The following is a 16,790-nucleotide window of genomic DNA, read 5'->3' on the forward strand; positions in this document are numbered from 1 at the left end:
TGAAATGCGACATCCTTTAGTGATGGGTAACTGGAAACTGAACGGCAGCCGCCACATGGTAAACGAACTGGTTGCTAACCTGCGTAAAGAGCTGGCTGGCGTGACCGGCTGCGCGGTTGCTATCGCTCCGCCGGATATGTACCTGGATCTGGCTAAACGTGCCGCTGACGGCAGCCACATCATTCTGGGCGCGCAGAACGTTGACGTTAACCTGTCTGGCGCGTTTACCGGTGAAACCTCCGCTGAAATGCTGAAAGACATCGGCGCGAAATACATCATCATCGGCCACTCTGAGCGTCGCACCTACCACAAAGAATCTGACGAGTTCATCGCGAAGAAATTCGCTGTGCTGAAAGAGCAGGGTCTGATCCCGGTTCTGTGCATCGGTGAAACCGAAGCAGAAAACGAAGCGGGTAAAACCGAAGAAGTGTGCGCACGTCAGATCGACGCTGTGCTGAAAACCCAGGGCGCGGCAGCGTTCGAAGGCGCGGTTATCGCTTACGAGCCAGTCTGGGCGATCGGTACCGGCAAATCTGCAACTCCAGCGCAGGCACAGGCGGTGCACAAGTTCATTCGTGACCACATTGCAAAAGCAGACGCGAAAGTGGCGGAGCAGGTCATCATCCAGTACGGCGGTTCCGTTAACGCATCAAACGCAGCTGAGCTGTTCACCCAGCCAGACATCGATGGCGCGCTGGTTGGTGGCGCATCCCTGAAAGCAGACGCTTTCGCGGTGATCGTTAAAGCGGCAGAAGCGGCTAAGCAGGCGTAATTGCCTTTGGGGCGGGTGGCGCTTCGCTAACCCGCCCTACAAAACCACTACAAACGTCCTAATACGCTAAACCACAAATAATCCAGCGGCAGCAGCACCAGATACGTCGCAATCGCCAGCGCCAGGCAGAGCAGCATCCCCGCCTTCGCAGGCACTTTCCCTAAGCCCATCGCCACCACAATCGGCGACGCCTGATACGGCAGCAACGGTGTGGAATACCCCAGCACCTGAATCATGATCACCGACAGCAGCGGGAAGCCGGTCGCGTCCGAGAAGCTCTGCGCCAGCGTGGTGTACAGCGCCGGAACGCCATTGGCGGTCATAATGAAGTTGAGCGCCGTGGTGATCCCCGTCAGCGCCAGGAAGCTGGTAAACGGGCGATCTGCATCCAGCGGCATGATATGGAGCAACGCCTCGCCTACGGCCGCACCCATACCGGTCTGCGTCACCGTAATGGCCAGCCCGAGTATACCCGCGACGTAAATACAGGTGCGCATATTCACCCCCGCCGAGAACTCCTCCCCGGTGATAAAACCTATACGCGGCAGCATAACGACGACCGAGGCCGCCAGCCCTGTCCACGCTGGGCCCACGCCGTGCCAGCTCTCCGTCACCCACATCGTCAACACCACCGCCAGCAGCCAGGCGAGCCGTTTTTCGTCACGCCCCATCGGTTCCGATGGCGCGAGATCCTTCGCCGGTTTCGGGTTGCCGGGGAACAGCCAGCAGATCAGGCCAATCAGAATCAGGCCTTTGAGAATACCCAGCACCGGCGTGTGCAGCAGCAGATACGGGACATAGTTGAGGTGGATACCGTATGAGCCTTCCGCCGCGCCGCTCATCACCAGGTTGGGCACGTTGGCGGGCAAAATAGTGGCCGAGAGCTGGAAGGTGCCAAACCCGACCGCCAGCGCCAGGCCAAACCAGGCCCGCGAGCCATCAGGAATGCCGGCCCGCTTCGCCATCGCGGCGACAATCGGCATCAGCAGCGCAATACGTCCCATGTTCGACGGCATCACGAATGCCAGGGCATAGCTCAGTAGCACAACGCTTGCCACCATCAGCACCCAGGAGTCGGTAAGCTTTGCCGACAGCGCCCGGGCGGCCCTGTCCGCCAGGCCGGTTTTCCGAATCGCCACACCCAGCACAAAGCCGCTGAACACCAGCCAGAAGGCAGACGAGGCGAAGCCGCCGAAGATTACTTCCGGCGGGGCGATTCTGGCGGCCATCGCCGCCGTGAAAAACAGCAGCGCGGTGATAAATTCGGGCAACAGCGACGTCGCCCACAGCACGATGGTGACGCCGACGATCAGCGAGGGAAGCAGCAGAGGATGCATTAACCAGAGCGACATACCTGTCTCCTGTAGAATTTTTCAGCAAGTCTACGGCGACAGGCAGGGCGAGTAAACGCTATTTATGGTGGGGTCACTTCAGGATATCGCATTGATGATCCTGCAATTCCTCAGCCGACGCGCGGTTAAAGGTAAGCAAATTACGCTCTGTCGCCAGCAATACAAACGAGCCGTCTGACTGCTGCGCCATCGCCAGCGCGAAGCGTCCCATATGGTCGCGCGCTTCTGGCAGCTCTTCCGCCAGCATCATAAACGGGCTGCGCTGCACCAGTTCGTTCTCCGTCACCCGACGGGCAAGGTATTCATGCCCTTCCAGCCCGCCCGGAAGCGGTAACCACTGGGTGCTGATTTGCCCCTGCGACGCGTTCAGCTTCTCGCGCACGTCTGGGCGCAGACAGGAGATGTGGATATGAAAATGGTTTTGCGTGCGCCCGGTCGGGGAGTTGATGGTTAGCGAAACGGCGCTGTCAGGCACGTCGGCCCCTCGTTTCATGCTCATAAAATGACGAGACTGCCATGCCAGCCAGAAGAAATTCGGTGTCTGCGGCTCTGTCAGCAGCGGGCTTTCAGTGCCGTTGATACGGTACGTGGGCATCAGCAGGTATTGCAGCGGTCCGTTGCGGTCTTTGAACACCACGTAGCCCGCATCTGGCTTCACCTGCGCGCACGGTGCCGGGTTACGGTTATGCAGCTGGTTGGGCACACACTGGTCGAGAACGATATGACGCAACGCATTCGGATTACCCGCTTTCATCCAGTACACGCCGCCTGCGGCAAGGGCGATAACGATCAGAATCAGTAAGATAATTTTTTTCACAACGCGTTCCCTGTTTTCAATAGAGGCAAAAGAGTAACGCAAAATGATGACCAAATAAAAAACCCGGCGGATTTCTCACACCGGGTTACCGTGTCGTTCTTTGTAAAACGCTTAGCGCTTGCTGATCTGGTCGAAGGTGCCGCCGTTAGAGAAGTGCTCTTTCTGCGCTTTGGTCCAGCCGCCAAAAACATCATCGATAGTAAACAGCTTCAGTTTCGGGAAGGCGTTTTCGTATTTCTTCGCGACGGCCTCATCGCGTGGGCGGTAGAAGTTTTTCGCCGCAATTTCCTGCCCTTCCGGTGAGTAGAGGTACTTCAGGTAGGCTTCCGCCACCGCTTTGGTGCCCTTCTTATCAACAACCTTATCGACGACGGAGACGGTCGGCTCAGCGAGGATGGATTCGCTCGGGGTGACGATCTCGAACTTGTCTTTACCCAGCTCGTTGGTCGCCAGCAGGGCTTCGTTTTCCCAGGCGATCAGCACGTCGCCGATGCCGCGCTCGACGAAGGTGTTGGTTGCGCCGCGCGCGCCGGAGTCCAGCACTTCGACGTTTTTAAACAGTGCTTTGACGAAGTCCTGTGCTTTGGCCTGATCGCCGTTGTTGTGGTGCAGCGCGTAGCCCCAGGCCGCCAGGTAGTTCCAGCGTGCGCCGCCGGAACTTTTCGGGTTCGGGGTAATGACAGACACGCCAGGCTTAATCAGGTCGTTCCAGTCTTTAATCTGTTTCGGGTTGCCTTTGCGCACCAGGAAGACGATGGTCGAGGTGTATGGCGCAGAGTTGTCCGGCAGGCGCTTGATCCAGTTTTTGTCGATACGGCCACGCTCCGCGATCGCATCCACGTCATAAGCCAGCGCCAGGGTCACCACGTCGGCTTCGATACCGTTGATCACCGATGTCGCCTGCTTACCGGAACCGCCGTGAGACTGGCGAACCACCACGTTATCGCCGGTTTCCTGTTTCCAGTGCGCCGCGAAAGCTTTGTTGTACTGGTCGTACAGTTCACGCGTCGGATCGTACGACACATTCAGTAACTGAATGTCCTTTGCCAGAACGCTGGTTGATGCCAGCAATAATGTTAACCCCACGCCCCATTTATTCATCGCCCAGCTCTCTTGTGTAGTGTTTTGATGAATGCAGCGTGCCAGAAAGCTAATCGATGATTAAAGAATAAAAAAAGATTGGCTATAACGTGAAGGAATAAAAAAATGAATGAGCGGCCTGATGCCCTCACCCCAACCCTCTCCCACGGGAGAGGGAGCAACCATAAAAAACGGTAACCCAAGGGTTACCGTTTTGCATTTACCTTGCCGCCACCGGGCAACAGAGCCAATCAGTACAGTTTTTTCGCGCAGTCCAGCCAGTCACCTTTGAACGGACGCTTCATGTTTTCAATGGCGTCGATGATGTCATGGTGAACCAGTTTCTCGTTCTGGATACCGACGCAGCGGCCGCCGTGGCCCTGTAGCAGCAGCTCGATCGCGTACGCGCCCATGCGGGACGCCAGGATACGGTCGTACGGGCCTGGGGAACCGCCACGCTGAATGTGACCCAGAACGGTCGCGCGGGTTTCGCGTTTGGTTTCGGTTTCGATGTACTTCGCCAGCTCGTCAACGTCACAGATGTGCTCGGTGATGGCAACGATCGCATGTTTTTTGCCTTTCGCGATACCAGCTTTGATTTCAGCGACCAGATCTTCACGGCTGAATTCCACTTCCGGCACCACCACGAACTCACAGCCACCGGCAATTGCCGCTGCCAGAGTCAGGTCACCGCAGTAACGGCCCATCACTTCAACAATGGAAATACGCTGGTGAGAGGAAGAGGTGTCACGCAGGCGGTCAATCGCTTCCACAACGGTACCCAGCGCGGTGAAGTAACCGATGGTGTAGTCGGTGCCTTTAATGTCGTTGTCGATGGTGCCAGGCAGGCCGATGCACGGGAAGCCCATTTCAGTCAGACGTTTTGCACCCATGTAGGAGCCGTCGCCGCCGATAACCACCAGCGCATCCAGACCCCGTTTTTTCATGTTTTCGATAGCCACTTCACGGATGTGTTCGTCACGGAATTCCGGGAAGCGTGCAGAACCGAGGAAAGTACCGCCACGGTTGATCATGTCAGACACGCTGTAGCGGTCGAGCTGAACCATGCGGTCTTCATACAGACCCAGGTAACCGTCATAGATACCAAAAACTTCCAGACCTTCCGTCAGCGCTGCACGGACAACCCCACGGATTGCCGCGTTCATGCCCGGCGCATCACCGCCGCTTGTCAACACACCGATTTTCTTAATCATGACTACCTCTGAACTTAGGAATGCAAAATTGAAATCTGCTGCCGGAAGAAACTGTTCAACCGTCGAATACTGCAAATAGTATATCAATCCCTTCCAGCTGAATTGATTCAGGTCAGGCCATATGGTGGTAATTTATCCACAAAATGCTGCTCTGGCTCACTTTTTTACAACGAATTACGAAAGCTCAAAACGCCCTGGGTACGACAGAGCATGGGTCCTGGTGAATAATGACGTCTGACCCAGGGAAACGCTGCAAAATCGCCTGCTCCACCTGTTCAGCGACCATATGCGCCTGAACCAGTGGCAGGTTGTCTTCCATTTCCAAATGAATCTGAATAAAGCGGGTCGGCCCTGACTGCCGCGTACGAAGATCGTGAGCACCACTGACGCCGGGCCAGTTGGTCACGATGGCATAAATTTCATCACGTTCTGCATCCGGAAGCGCACGGTCAAGAAGCGACTGTACCGCGTCATACCCCATCCGCAAGGCGCTGTATAAAATATAGATCCCTATCCCTAACGCAAACAACGCATCGGCCCGATGCCAGCCATACCAGGCCAGACCAAGCGCAATAAGAATAGCCCCATTCATCATAACATCAGACTGATAATGAAGCATATCGGCCCGTACAGCCTGGCTTTGTGTTTTGCGTACAACCCAGCGCTGGAACGTTACAAGAACAAGTGTGCTTATAAGTGCAACTACCGTTACGACCACGCCAACGCCCGGATCGTTCATTGGTGACGGCGAAACAAGATGCTGAATGCCTGTCAAAAACAGGAAAAGCGCAGAGCCCGAAATAAACATGCTTTGTGCCAGCGCGGCCAGCGATTCCGCTTTGCCGTGGCCAAACGTATGCTCTTCATCCGCCGGTTGCAGCGAGTAGCGCACCACCAGCAGGTTGGTCAGCGAGGCGGCAATATCCACCAGTGAGTCCACCAGCGCCGCCAGAATACTGACCGATCCGGTGTACCACCACGCGAAAATTTTAATGATCAGTAAACACGACGCCATCACCGTCGCGGCTATTGCGGCCCGGCTTACCAGCCGTCCATAGGATTGATTCATAAACACTCCTGTCATGCCATGGCGCTAGTATAACGGATGGTGGTGGAGTGAAAGGATGAATAAAGCGTTAACAAACCGGAACGATGGGCAAAAAAAACCCCCACATCATGTGGGGGAAGACAGGGATGGTGTCTATGGCAAGGAAAACAGGGTTTACTGGTTACTACGGGTACTGCTATTGCTACTGAAAAGCGTCATATCTGAGCTTCGCTGCATCCGTGCAACCTCACGCAACTGGTTCATACGTTGCTGATGTTTGGTATTCAAAACCGCTTGCTGCTCGGGCGTTAGCAGGTGGAACATCTGGTTGCGAACCTTCGCCATCTCTACCTGGCGGGCAACCTGTTCCTGCGCCATTTTTTCGGCCTGAGCGCGTACAGCGCTTTCGTCAAAATTTTCTGCGGTGACAAGGCGATGCATTGTCTCCATTTCGCTAACATTAACAGGGGGCTGGTCGTGTCTTGCCCTCTGCATCAGATCTCTCATCTGTTGACGCTGATGTTCGGTTAAACTTATGCCGTCAAACATATGGCTTTGGCTGCTGTGCTGCGTTGCGCCCTCTGCTGAGGAACCGTTATCGCTGATGATAGCTACAGCAGCCTGGCTAAACGCACTGAAGGCCAGCGTTGAGGCCATGACGGCAGCGGTAACTTTGCGCATCACTTGCTCCCAAAATCTTTCGTGTCGCGATTCAACGAGAGACAGTCTACGATTCAGGCTGCAAACATGCGTCAGGGGGTGTAAAACAACGTAAAGTCATGGATTAGATAGCCTTGATGTCGTAATTTCTGCCTCGGAGGTATTTAAACAATGAATAAAATCCTGTTAGTTGATGATGACCGAGAGCTCACATCTCTTTTAAAGGAGTTGCTCGACATGGAAGGTTTCAACGTCCTGGTTGCCCATGATGGCGAGCAGGCGCTGAGTCTCCTTGACGACAGCATCGATTTACTTTTGCTCGACGTCATGATGCCGAAGAAAAACGGTATTGATACGTTGAAAGAGCTTCGCCAGACACACCAGACCCCCGTCATTATGCTGACCGCACGCGGCAGCGAGCTTGACCGCGTACTCGGCCTTGAGCTGGGTGCGGATGACTATTTACCTAAGCCGTTCAACGACCGTGAACTGGTGGCCCGTATTCGCGCGATCCTGCGCCGCTCTCACTGGAGCGAGCAGCAGCAGAATACCGACAACAGCTCACCTACGCTGGAAGTGGACTCCCTGAGCCTGAACCCGGGCCGACAGGAAGCGAGCTTCGACGGTGAAACGCTGGAGCTAACCGGCACCGAGTTCACCCTGCTGTATCTGCTGGCGCAGCATCTCGGCCAGGTGGTGTCGCGTGAACACTTAAGCCAGGAAGTGCTGGGCAAACGCCTCACCCCGTTTGACCGCGCCATCGACATGCATATCTCGAACCTGCGCCGTAAGCTGCCGGAGCGTAAAGACGGTCATCCCTGGTTCAAAACCCTGCGTGGTCGTGGTTATCTGATGGTTTCCGCTTCATGATAGGCAGCTTAACCGCCCGCATCTTCGCCATCTTCTGGCTGACGCTGGCACTGGTTTTAATGCTCGTTTTGATGTTGCCAAAACTCGACTCACGCCAGATGACGGAGCTACTCGACAGCGAGCAACGTCAGGGCGTGATGATCGAGCAGCACGTGGAAGCGGAGCTGGCAAACGATCCGCCGAACGATTTAATGTGGTGGCGCAGGCTGTTTCGCGCTATCGACAAGTGGGCGCCCCCCGGACAACGTCTTTTACTGGTCACCAGCGAAGGTCGCGTGATTGGAGCCGATCGCAATGAAATGCAGATTATCCGCAACTTTATTGGCCAGGCGGATAACGCCGATCACCCACAGAAAAAGAAATATGGTCGGGTAGAGATGGTTGGTCCTTTCTCGGTTCGGGACGGGGAAGACAATTATCAGCTCTACCTGATTCGCCCTGCGAGCAGTTCCCAGTCCGACTTCATCAACCTGCTGTTTGACCGTCCGCTTTTGCTGTTGATTGTCACGATGCTGGTCAGTTCCCCGCTGCTGTTATGGCTGGCGTGGAGCCTGGCGAAACCGGCGCGTAAGCTGAAAAATGCGGCGGACGAAGTGGCGCAGGGCAACCTGAGGCAGCATCCGGAGCTGGAATCCGGGCCGCAGGAGTTCCTGGCCGCCGGGACCAGTTTTAACCAGATGGTGAGCGCGCTCGATCGCATGATGACGGCCCAGCAGCGCCTGCTGTCGGATATCTCGCACGAACTGCGTACCCCGCTCACGCGCTTACAGCTGGGTACCGCCCTGCTGCGCCGCCGCAGCGGTGAGAGCAAAGAGCTGGAGCGTATTGAGACGGAAGCGCATCGCCTGGACAGCATGATAAACGATCTGCTGGTGATGTCGCGCAATCAGCAGAAAAACGCGCTGGTGAGCGAAACGGTGAAAGCCAATCACCTCTGGCATGAGGTGCTGGACAACGCGGCGTTCGAAGCGGAGCAGATGGGCAAATCGTTCACCGTCAACTTCCCGCCGGGCCCGTGGCCGCTCTACGGTAACCCCAACACGCTGGAAAGCGCGCTGGAGAATATCGTGCGTAACGCCCTGCGCTACTCGCACACGAAGATTGAGGTGGCGTTCTCGGTGGATAAAGACGGGATAACCGTCATTGTCGACGACGACGGTCCTGGCGTCAGCCCGGAAGATCGCGAGCAGATTTTCCGTCCGTTCTACCGTACCGACGAGGCACGCGACCGTGAATCTGGCGGTACGGGACTGGGTCTGGCGATTGTTGAAACCGCCATGCAACAGCACCGTGGCTGGGTGAAAGCCGATGACAGCCCGCTGGGCGGGCTCAGGTTAACGCTGTGGCTGCCGCTGTATAAGCGTTCGTAACCGTATGTGCCGGGTGGCGGCTTCGCCTTACCCGGCCTACTTTCTGCGGGAACTATTTCCCCCATAATCTCCGCGAACTGCTCTCGATCTTGCCGCTTATCCGCCGCTTCTGCATCGTTCTGGTCCAGCTGGTGGATAATCCCGCCGCTGACAGCAGACGGTGATACTGATCGTCATCAAACGGCATATGCCAGGCAATTGCGCAGGCCTCGTACACCGACACCTCACTCAAACGCGAAGCCAGCTCAAGCGGCGCATCCGCCGAAACCTGTCCCGCCTGCACAACGCGATACAGCCAGCCGGTTTTACCCGCGTTTTGCAACTGGGCCGACATATCCTGAATGCCGAAATGGTAATTAAGCTTAAAGCACGGTGAGCGCGGCTGGGTGACCTGAATCAAAGCATCGCCCCAGCGGTAAATATCGCCGATAAAGACGTTCTTCTCCGTCAGCCCCTCCGTTGAGAGATTTTCGCCAAACGCGGGGGCGACGAAGAGGTCAGCCTGTTCAGGAAATTCGGTTTTCCAGTGCTGATAGTGCTCGCGCGGATAGTGGCACAGCGCGCGATCGGGCCCGCCGTGGATTTTCTTTTCAGCCTGCTGGTCACCCGCAAGCCCGAGATCGGTCAACGTCAGCTCACCGTCGACCTGCACTTTGGCGATGGCACTCGGGCGGCTGCCTTCGTACTCCCTTACCTTGCCTGTAAACACATTCACCGGGTAATGCATCTCCACTCCTTCAGATACAAAAAAAGCGAGTCATCAGACTCGCTTCTCACAGGCGTCAATGCAACCTTATTTTTTAGCGGCGAAACGCGCTGCTGCTTCGTCCCAGTTCACCACGTCCCAGAAGGCTTTGATGTAGTCAGGGCGACGGTTCTGGAACTTCAGGTAGTAAGCGTGTTCCCACACGTCCAGACCCAGAATTGGGAAGCCGGATGCGCCAGAGATAGCTTCACCCATAAGCGGGGAATCCTGGTTAGCGGTAGAAACGACCGCCAGTTTGTCACCTTTCAGAACCAGCCACGCCCAGCCAGAGCCGAAACGGGTTGCAGCGGCTTTTTCGAATTCCGCTTTGAAGTTGTCAACGGAACCGAAGTCACGCTCGATAGCCGCTTTCAGGTCGCCCTGAAGGGTGGTGCCGGTTTTCAGGCCTTTCCAGAACAGGCTGTGGTTAGCGTGACCGCCCGCGTTGTTGCGCAGCACGGTTTTCTTGTCTGCTGGCAGCTGGTCCAGTTTGGTGATCAGCTCTTCAACAGGCAGATTAGCGAACTCTGGCAGGCTTTCCAGCGCAGCATTCGCGTTGTTCACGTAGGTCTGGTGGTGTTTAGTGTGATGGATTTCCATCGTCTGCTTGTCGAAATGCGGTTCCAGTGCGTCGTAGGCATACGGCAGGGATGGCAGTGTATAACTCATAATCCTCTCCATTATTGTCGGGCGGCACAGCTGTTAATGCCGCGTAAGCAGTTGGTTCATTATAGTTAATTAAATGATATTGAAAATGATTATCAATGCCGTAGTTTTTATAAGGTTATTCGGTTTTTGAGAAATGAAGGAATTGTGAGTCTGCTCACGCGGTTAACGTGCTGATTGCCATTCAAAACAAAAGTGCGGCAACCTTCTGAAGGTTCCCAAACCGCCTCATTTTTACACTCATCAAGTCGGCGGGAAGCCTCCGGCTATAAAAACGATGAGGATGTAAAAATGAATCATGCGATTACGATGGGTATCTTCTGGCATTTGATAGGCGCGGCCAGTGCAGCCTGTTTCTATGCCCCGTTTAAAAAGGTGAAAGGCTGGTCATGGGAAACCATGTGGTCCGTTGGCGGTACCGTGTCCTGGCTGATTTTGCCGTGGACAATCAGCGCCATGCTGCTGCCCGATTTCTGGGGCTACTTCTCCTCCTTCAACGCCTCCACCCTGCTGCCGGTATTCCTGTTCGGCGCGATGTGGGGCATCGGTAATATCAACTACGGCCTCACCATGCGCTACCTCGGCATGTCGATGGGGATTGGCATCGCGATTGGCATAACGTTGATTGTTGGCACCCTGATGACGCCAATCCTCAACGGCAACTTCGATGTGCTGATCAACACCCAGGGAGGGCGAATGACCCTGCTGGGCGTGCTGGTGGCGGTGATCGGCGTGGGCATCGTCACCCGCGCGGGCCAGCTGAAAGAACGCAAGATGGGCATCAAAGCCGAAGAGTTCAACCTGAAGAAAGGGCTGCTGCTGGCGGTGATGTGCGGCGTCTTCTCGGCGGGCATGTCGTTCGCCATGAATGCCGCCAAACCGATGCACGACGCCGCTGCGGCGCTGGGCGTCGATCCGCTGTACGTTGCCCTGCCAAGCTACGTGGTGATCATGGGCGGCGGCGCGCTGGTAAACCTCGGCTTCTGTTTTATTCGTCTGGCAAAAGTGAACAACCTGTCGGTAAAAGCCGACTTCTCGCTGGCAAAACCGCTGATCGTCACCAACGTCCTGCTCTCCGCCCTTGGCGGCCTGATGTGGTATCTGCAATTCTTCTTCTACGCCTGGGGTCACGCCAGTATTCCGGCGCAGTATGACTACATGAGCTGGATGCTGCACATGAGCTTCTACGTGCTGTGTGGCGGGCTGGTTGGGCTGGTGCTGAAAGAGTGGAACAACGCCGGGCGTCGTCCGGTTGGCGTGCTGAGCCTGGGCTGCGTGGTGATTATCATTGCGGCCAATATCGTCGGCCTCGGCATGGCGAACTGATTACGCTGCCTTTCGACTGCGATGACGCCACTGAACCGGCGTCATCCCCACCTCACGGTTAAACACCACCGAGAAGTAGTTACTGTCCTCAAAGCCGCAGCGCATCGCCACTTCACTCACCATCAGCTCCGTATGCTGTAACAGGTACTGGGCGTGGCAGATGCGCAGCTGGCGCAGATAGTGGTTTACCGTCATCCCCGTCTGGGTGCGGAACTGCTGGCGCAGCGCGCGCTCGCTGCACTGCTCCTGCTCGCAGAATTTTTCCAGCACGAAACTCTTGTTCAGACTGCCCGCAAGCCGGGTGATGAGCTTATCCAGCAGCGCTTCCTGCATGGTGGCAGAGGGATTATCCGTAGCGTAACGATGGCGCTTCAGGGTCATCACCAGCTGGGCGAAAAGCAGCTCCGACATCTGGTTAGCCGCCGGATCGCTCTTCTGGCTCTCCTGCTCCAGCTGGGAAATCGTCTGGCGCACCTGAGCCATGCCGTTGCTGCTTAAGCGCCAGTGCGGTTCGCCTCTGGCATTATGAAAACCGGGGATATTGCCCGCCCAGTCGACATTCAGTTTAAGTCTGTCGGGGCAATAGATGACGTTCTGCAACACCAGATCGTTAACCGAGGCGTAGGAGTGTTTGTCTTCAGCGCGGATGTAGAACAGGTCTCCGCGCGTGATGCGGTAGGGACGGTCGTTGAGGACGTGCAGGCCATTGCCCCGCCACACCAGCACCAGCTCGCAAAACTCGTGGGTGTGCTCGGCGAAGACGTTTTGCGGGTAGCGGTCGGCCACCGCGACGGCCTGACTCGCGGAGGCAAAAAAATCATCTTTGCGAAGAATGAGCTGAGCAGCCACACCACAACCTCTACGGCGAATAACCGGACATTATTAGCCTTTTTGCAGCAAAAAAACGGTGACTGCCCTCGCGTTACTGAAGCAACGCGTCTTTCCCCTGACGAATATCGCGCGGCGACCAGCTAAACTCCCGGCGAAACAGCGTCGAAAAGTGGTTACTGTCGCCGAAACCGCAGCGATAGGCGATATCGGTGACGCTTTCGTCGGTATGACGTAAAAGGTGACGCGCTTTGATCAGGCGCAGACGGTTAAGGTAACGCTGCGGCGTCAGGCCGGTATGCTGCTTGAGCTGACGATGCAGCGTGCGCAGCGAGAGCGAAAAGTCATCCGCCAGCGTTTCCCAGCAGACATCTTCGGCGAAATGATCTTCCAGCCATGCCATCAGCTGATTCAGGCGCGCGTCGTTATTTTCCAGCCCTTCCACCAGGCTGCTGCGCCGCAGCAGCACCAGCAGCTGCATAAACAGCAGCTCGCGGGTAGCAATGGCGTGCGTCTCCTGTCCATCCTCGCTCTGCTCCATCTGGCTCACCAGCTGACGCACCTGCTGCAACGTGGACTGATTCACCCGCCAGTGCGACGGATAATGGCCGTCCTTCTCCTGCGGCAACAGCTGATTCAGCCCGGAAAGAAACTGGAACGCATCCGGAGAACGATAGAGCACATTGGTCAGGCACAGGTTGTCGGTATGTTCATACAGGTGCCTGTCGTGATCGCGCACGAAGCATACCGTACCGCCGCTGATGGTATACGGCTGACCGTTAAACACGTGGATGCCCGTTCCGTGCTCAACAATCACAATTTCATGAAAATCATGATGATGCTCCGGGAACGCAGCCTGAGGCAGCCGTGGCTCAATCGCGACCGGCGAAGCCCCCGTAGGAAAAAAATCGACGCTGTGCAGTACGGTCATAACGGCCCCCACCAATGAGAAAAGTTCTCAAAATAGTAATTAAGGCCTTTCACGCTCACCTTAAATTTTTGACAGCAAACCGCGCAAAAGCTGTCGGTTTTTCAAGAAACAGGCGGAAAGATCGGGAAATGCGGTCAGCGTCACACTGCCTGCAAACCCCGCCATTACTGGAAACTGTGAACTCCCTCACGTTCATCTTTGCTTTCTTGCCAGCGCGAGATTTGGGCTGTCAGTGGCGAGAAGGTGGCTATTTCTTCCCTTTCTTACACTCCTCGCTAATGACTTAAGAAAGGACCCGACCATGACTTTTCGCCATTGTGTGGCTGTCGATTTAGGCGCATCCAGCGGCCGTGTAATGCTCGCCACCTGGGACTGCGACCTGCACACCCTTACGCTTCGCGAAATGCACCGTTTCGCCAATTGTCTGCAAAAACAGGACGGTTTTGTTACCTGGGATATCGACGCCCTGGAAGCAGAGATCCGCACCGGACTTCACAACGTCTGCGAAGACGGTATTCGCATCGACAGTATCGGCATTGATACCTGGGGTGTGGATTACGTACTGCTGGACCGTCACGGCGAACGCGTCGGCCTGCCCGTCTCCTACCGCGACAGCCGCACCGATGGGCTAATGGCGCACGCCATCGCCCAGCTTGGCAAGGAGAACATCTATGGTCGCAGCGGCATTCAGTTTCTGCCGTTTAACACGCTGTATCAGCTGCGCGCGCTGGTTGAGCAACAGCCAGAGCTGGTCGAAAAGGTGGCGCATGCGCTGCTGATCCCGGACTACTTAAGCTACCGTCTGACCGGCAACATGAACTGGGAATACACCAACGCCACCACCACGCAGTTGGTCAACATCAACACCGATAACTGGGATGAACATCTGCTGGCCTGGACGGGCGCCTCGCCGTCCTGGTTTGGCGCGCCAACCCATCCGGGCAATGTGATCGGCCACTGGCTTTGCCCGCAGGGGAATAAAATCCCCGTTGTCGCCGTCGCCAGCCACGACACCGCGAGCGCGGTCATTGCCTCGCCGCTCGCCGGCAAAGATGCGGCCTACCTCTCATCCGGCACCTGGTCGCTGATGGGCTTTGAGAGCAAAACGCCCTACACCAGCGATGCCGCGCTGGCCGCGAACATCACCAACGAAGGCGGTGCCGAAGGGCGCTACCGGGTGCTGAAGAACATCATGGGCCTGTGGCTGCTCCAGCGGGTGCTGAAAGAGCAGAACATCACCGACCTGCCCGAGCTTATCGCCGAAACCGAAACGCTGAAGGCCTGTACCTTCCTGATTAACCCGAACGATGACCGCTTTATCAACCCGGCGCACATGAGCGCCGAAATCCAGGCCGCCTGTTTTGAAGCGGGGCAGCCGGTACCTTCCCGCCCCGCCGAGCTGGCACGCTGCATTTTTGACAGTCTCGCCCTGCTGTATGCCGACATCCTGAGCGAGCTGGCTGACCTTCGCGGCAAACCGTTCACACAACTGCATATCGTGGGCGGCGGCTGCCAGAACCAACTGCTGAACCAGCTCTGCGCGGATGCATGCGGCATTACCGTGGTGGCAGGTCCGATTGAAGCCTCCACGCTCGGCAATATCGGCATTCAGCTGATGACCCTGGACGAACTGTCCAACGTCGACGATTTCCGTTCGGTGGTGACGGCGAATAACAGCCTGACCACCTTCACCCCCCATCCCTGCCATGAAATTGCCCGCTACCGGGCGCAGTTTCAGCAAAAACGACTGACTAAGGAGCTTTGCGCATGACCACTCAACTTGAACAAGCCTGGGACCTGGCTAAACAGCGTTTCGCCGCCGTCGGCGTGGATGTCGAAGAGGCGCTGCGCCAGCTCGATCGTCTGCCCGTCTCCATGCACTGCTGGCAGGGTGATGATGTCGCCGGTTTCGAGAACCCGGGCGGTTCCCTGACGGGGGGTATTCAGGCCACGGGTAACTATCCTGGCAAAGCGCGCAACGCCACCGAACTGCGTGCGGATCTGGAGCTGGCGCTGAGCCTGATCCCCGGGCCAAAGCGCCTGAACCTGCACGCCATTTATCTCGAATCCGATGAGCCGGTCGCGCGTAACGAAATCAAACCGGAACACTTTACGAACTGGGTGGCGTGGGCGAAAGCCAACCGGCTGGGTCTGGATTTTAACCCGTCCTGCTTCTCGCACCCGCTGAGCGCGGACGGGTTTACCCTTGCGCATGCCAACGATGAAATCCGCCAGTTCTGGATCGACCATGTCAAAGCCAGCCGCCGCGTCTCGGCTTATTTTGGCGAGCAGCTTGGCACGCCATCGGTAATGAATATCTGGATCCCGGACGGCATGAAGGACATCACCGTAGACCGACTGGCCCCGCGTCAGCGCCTGCTGGCCGCGCTGGATGAAGCCATCAGCGAGAAGCTGGACCCGGCGCACCACATCGACGCCGTCGAGAGCAAGCTGTTCGGCATTGGCGCAGAGAGCTACACCGTGGGCTCAAACGAGTTCTACATGGGTTATGCCACCAGCCGCCAGACCGCGCTGTGCCTGGATGCCGGCCACTTCCACCCAACGGAAGTCATCTCCGACAAGATCTCCGCCGCCATGCTCTACGTGCCGCGCCTGCTGCTGCACGTCAGCCGCCCGGTGCGCTGGGACAGCGACCACGTGGTGCTGCTGGATGACGAAACCCAGGCCATTGCCAGCGAAATCATCCGCCACAACCTCTTTGACCGCGTACATATCGGCCTCGACTTCTTCGACGCCTCCATCAACCGCATCGCGGCGTGGGTTATCGGCACCCGTAACATGAAGAAAGCCCTGCTGCGCGCGCTGCTGGAGCCTGTCGCCGCCCTGAAACAGCTGGAAGAAAACGGCGACTACACCGCGCGCCTGGCGCTGCTGGAAGAGCAGAAATCCCTGCCGTGGCAGGCGGTGTGGGAGATGTACTGCCAGCGTCACGATGCACCTGCGGGCAGCCAGTGGCTGGATAACGTGCGGGCGTATGAGAAAGAGGTTCTTGCCGCTCGTCAGTAAAAAACATCGCCCGGCGGCGCGTTGCTTGCCGGGCCTACAGATAAGACCAGGCCGGGTAAGCGTAACGCCACCCGGCATTTTCAA

At 56.7% G+C, this 16,790-nt stretch carries 16 protein-coding genes; 6 read left to right on the forward strand and 10 right to left on the reverse strand.

Going from position 1 to position 16,790, the window contains the following annotated elements:
- The first annotated feature begins 4 nt into the window (after positions 1-4).
- Entirely contained in the window at positions 5-772 is a 768-nt protein-coding gene (tpiA, locus tag L384_RS15855; RefSeq protein WP_003862019.1) for a triose-phosphate isomerase, read from the forward strand.
- A gap of 47 nt (positions 773-819) precedes the next feature.
- Here the strand turns inward: tpiA and L384_RS15850 are convergent, their stop codons facing one another.
- The 6 genes from L384_RS15850 to cpxP all read right to left on the reverse strand — a co-directional run bounded on the left by L384_RS15850 (position 820) and on the right by cpxP (position 6,964).
- Entirely contained in the window at positions 820-2,124 is a 1,305-nt protein-coding gene (locus L384_RS15850; RefSeq protein ID WP_023323890.1) for an SLC13 family permease, read from the reverse strand.
- A gap of 73 nt (positions 2,125-2,197) precedes the next feature.
- Positions 2,198-2,941, reverse strand: a complete 744-nt coding sequence (locus tag L384_RS15845) for a CDP-diacylglycerol diphosphatase (protein ID WP_003862014.1) — start codon at positions 2,939-2,941, stop codon at positions 2,198-2,200.
- A gap of 111 nt (positions 2,942-3,052) precedes the next feature.
- Positions 3,053-4,042 (reverse strand): sulfate ABC transporter substrate-binding protein, encoded by a 990-nt coding sequence (locus L384_RS15840; RefSeq protein WP_003862012.1) that lies wholly within the window; start codon positions 4,040-4,042, stop codon positions 3,053-3,055.
- A gap of 230 nt (positions 4,043-4,272) precedes the next feature.
- Positions 4,273-5,235, reverse strand: a complete 963-nt coding sequence (gene pfkA, locus L384_RS15835; RefSeq protein WP_003862009.1) for a 6-phosphofructokinase — start codon at positions 5,233-5,235, stop codon at positions 4,273-4,275.
- Positions 5,236-5,419: 184 nt separating this feature from the next.
- Complete coding sequence (gene fieF, locus L384_RS15830) at positions 5,420-6,304, reverse strand: CDF family cation-efflux transporter FieF (protein WP_022652064.1); 885 nt, start codon at positions 6,302-6,304, stop codon at positions 5,420-5,422.
- Between the two features lie 153 nt (positions 6,305-6,457).
- On the reverse strand, positions 6,458-6,964 hold the full coding sequence (gene cpxP / locus L384_RS15825) for a cell-envelope stress modulator CpxP (protein ID WP_003862006.1): 507 nt from the start codon (positions 6,962-6,964) through the stop codon (positions 6,458-6,460).
- A gap of 150 nt (positions 6,965-7,114) precedes the next feature.
- On the opposite strand from cpxP, the gene cpxR reads away from it, so the two are divergent.
- Positions 7,115-7,813 (forward strand): envelope stress response regulator transcription factor CpxR, encoded by a 699-nt coding sequence (gene cpxR / locus L384_RS15820; protein ID WP_003862004.1) that lies wholly within the window; start codon positions 7,115-7,117, stop codon positions 7,811-7,813.
- Complete coding sequence (gene cpxA / locus L384_RS15815; RefSeq protein WP_015569937.1) at positions 7,810-9,183, forward strand: envelope stress sensor histidine kinase CpxA; 1,374 nt, start codon at positions 7,810-7,812, stop codon at positions 9,181-9,183. Before cpxR ends, cpxA begins: the two co-directional genes overlap by 4 nt.
- Positions 9,184-9,235: 52 nt before the next feature.
- On the opposite strand, the gene yiiM is transcribed toward cpxA, so the two are convergent.
- Together yiiM and sodA are read right to left on the reverse strand one after the other, a co-directional pair.
- Entirely contained in the window at positions 9,236-9,910 is a 675-nt protein-coding gene (gene yiiM / locus L384_RS15810; protein WP_003862001.1) for a 6-hydroxyaminopurine reductase, read from the reverse strand.
- A gap of 66 nt (positions 9,911-9,976) precedes the next feature.
- Positions 9,977-10,597, reverse strand: coding sequence for a superoxide dismutase [Mn] (gene sodA, locus L384_RS15805; RefSeq protein ID WP_003861999.1), 621 nt, complete (start codon positions 10,595-10,597; stop codon positions 9,977-9,979).
- 288 nt (positions 10,598-10,885) lie between these two features.
- On the opposite strand from sodA, the gene rhaT reads away from it, so the two are divergent.
- Positions 10,886-11,920, forward strand: a complete 1,035-nt coding sequence (rhaT, locus tag L384_RS15800) for an L-rhamnose/proton symporter RhaT (protein ID WP_022652066.1) — start codon at positions 10,886-10,888, stop codon at positions 11,918-11,920.
- On the opposite strand, the gene rhaR is transcribed toward rhaT, so the two are convergent.
- Together rhaR and rhaS are read right to left on the reverse strand one after the other, a co-directional pair.
- Positions 11,921-12,769 carry an HTH-type transcriptional activator RhaR gene (rhaR, locus tag L384_RS15795; protein WP_022652067.1) on the reverse strand — a complete coding sequence of 283 codons (849 nt, stop codon included), beginning with the start codon at positions 12,767-12,769 and terminating at the stop codon, positions 11,921-11,923.
- Positions 12,770-12,842: 73 nt separating this feature from the next.
- Positions 12,843-13,679 carry an HTH-type transcriptional activator RhaS gene (gene rhaS / locus L384_RS15790; protein WP_022652068.1) on the reverse strand — a complete coding sequence of 279 codons (837 nt, stop codon included), beginning with the start codon at positions 13,677-13,679 and terminating at the stop codon, positions 12,843-12,845.
- A gap of 301 nt (positions 13,680-13,980) precedes the next feature.
- On the opposite strand from rhaS, the gene rhaB reads away from it, so the two are divergent.
- Both rhaB and rhaA read left to right on the forward strand, forming a co-directional pair.
- Positions 13,981-15,450, forward strand: coding sequence for a rhamnulokinase (rhaB, locus tag L384_RS15785; protein WP_022652069.1), 1,470 nt, complete (start codon positions 13,981-13,983; stop codon positions 15,448-15,450).
- Positions 15,447-16,706, forward strand: a complete 1,260-nt coding sequence (rhaA, locus tag L384_RS15780; protein WP_003861990.1) for an L-rhamnose isomerase — start codon at positions 15,447-15,449, stop codon at positions 16,704-16,706. Before rhaB ends, rhaA begins: the two co-directional genes overlap by 4 nt.
- Positions 16,707-16,790: the final 84 nt, after the last annotated feature.

It is taken from the genome of Enterobacter sp. MGH 38 (assembly GCF_000492855.1).
GTDB classification, from domain to species: Bacteria; Pseudomonadota; Gammaproteobacteria; order Enterobacterales; family Enterobacteriaceae; genus Enterobacter; species Enterobacter hormaechei_C.

What these genes read in the sequence shown, in the direction of transcription:
- rhaA (WP_003861990.1), top strand. Translation starts at nt 15,447, where the DNA reads ATGACCACTCAACTTGAACAAGCCTGGGACCTGGCTAAACAGCGTTTC.
- L384_RS15850 (WP_023323890.1), bottom strand. Translation starts at nt 2,124, where the DNA reads ATGTCGCTCTGGTTAATGCATCCTCTGCTGCTTCCCTCGCTGATCGTC.
- cpxR (WP_003862004.1), top strand. Translation starts at nt 7,115, where the DNA reads ATGAATAAAATCCTGTTAGTTGATGATGACCGAGAGCTCACATCTCTT.
- L384_RS15840 (WP_003862012.1), bottom strand. Translation starts at nt 4,042, where the DNA reads ATGAATAAATGGGGCGTGGGGTTAACATTATTGCTGGCATCAACCAGC.
- tpiA (WP_003862019.1), top strand. Translation starts at nt 5, where the DNA reads ATGCGACATCCTTTAGTGATGGGTAACTGGAAACTGAACGGCAGCCGC.
- pfkA (WP_003862009.1), bottom strand. Translation starts at nt 5,235, where the DNA reads ATGATTAAGAAAATCGGTGTGTTGACAAGCGGCGGTGATGCGCCGGGC.
- rhaT (WP_022652066.1), top strand. Translation starts at nt 10,886, where the DNA reads ATGAATCATGCGATTACGATGGGTATCTTCTGGCATTTGATAGGCGCG.
- fieF (WP_022652064.1), bottom strand. Translation starts at nt 6,304, where the DNA reads ATGAATCAATCCTATGGACGGCTGGTAAGCCGGGCCGCAATAGCCGCG.
- yiiM (WP_003862001.1), bottom strand. Translation starts at nt 9,910, where the DNA reads ATGCATTACCCGGTGAATGTGTTTACAGGCAAGGTAAGGGAGTACGAA.
- cpxP (WP_003862006.1), bottom strand. Translation starts at nt 6,964, where the DNA reads ATGCGCAAAGTTACCGCTGCCGTCATGGCCTCAACGCTGGCCTTCAGT.
- cpxA (WP_015569937.1), top strand. Translation starts at nt 7,810, where the DNA reads ATGATAGGCAGCTTAACCGCCCGCATCTTCGCCATCTTCTGGCTGACG.
- rhaS (WP_022652068.1), bottom strand. Translation starts at nt 13,679, where the DNA reads ATGACCGTACTGCACAGCGTCGATTTTTTTCCTACGGGGGCTTCGCCG.
- sodA (WP_003861999.1), bottom strand. Translation starts at nt 10,597, where the DNA reads ATGAGTTATACACTGCCATCCCTGCCGTATGCCTACGACGCACTGGAA.
- rhaB (WP_022652069.1), top strand. Translation starts at nt 13,981, where the DNA reads ATGACTTTTCGCCATTGTGTGGCTGTCGATTTAGGCGCATCCAGCGGC.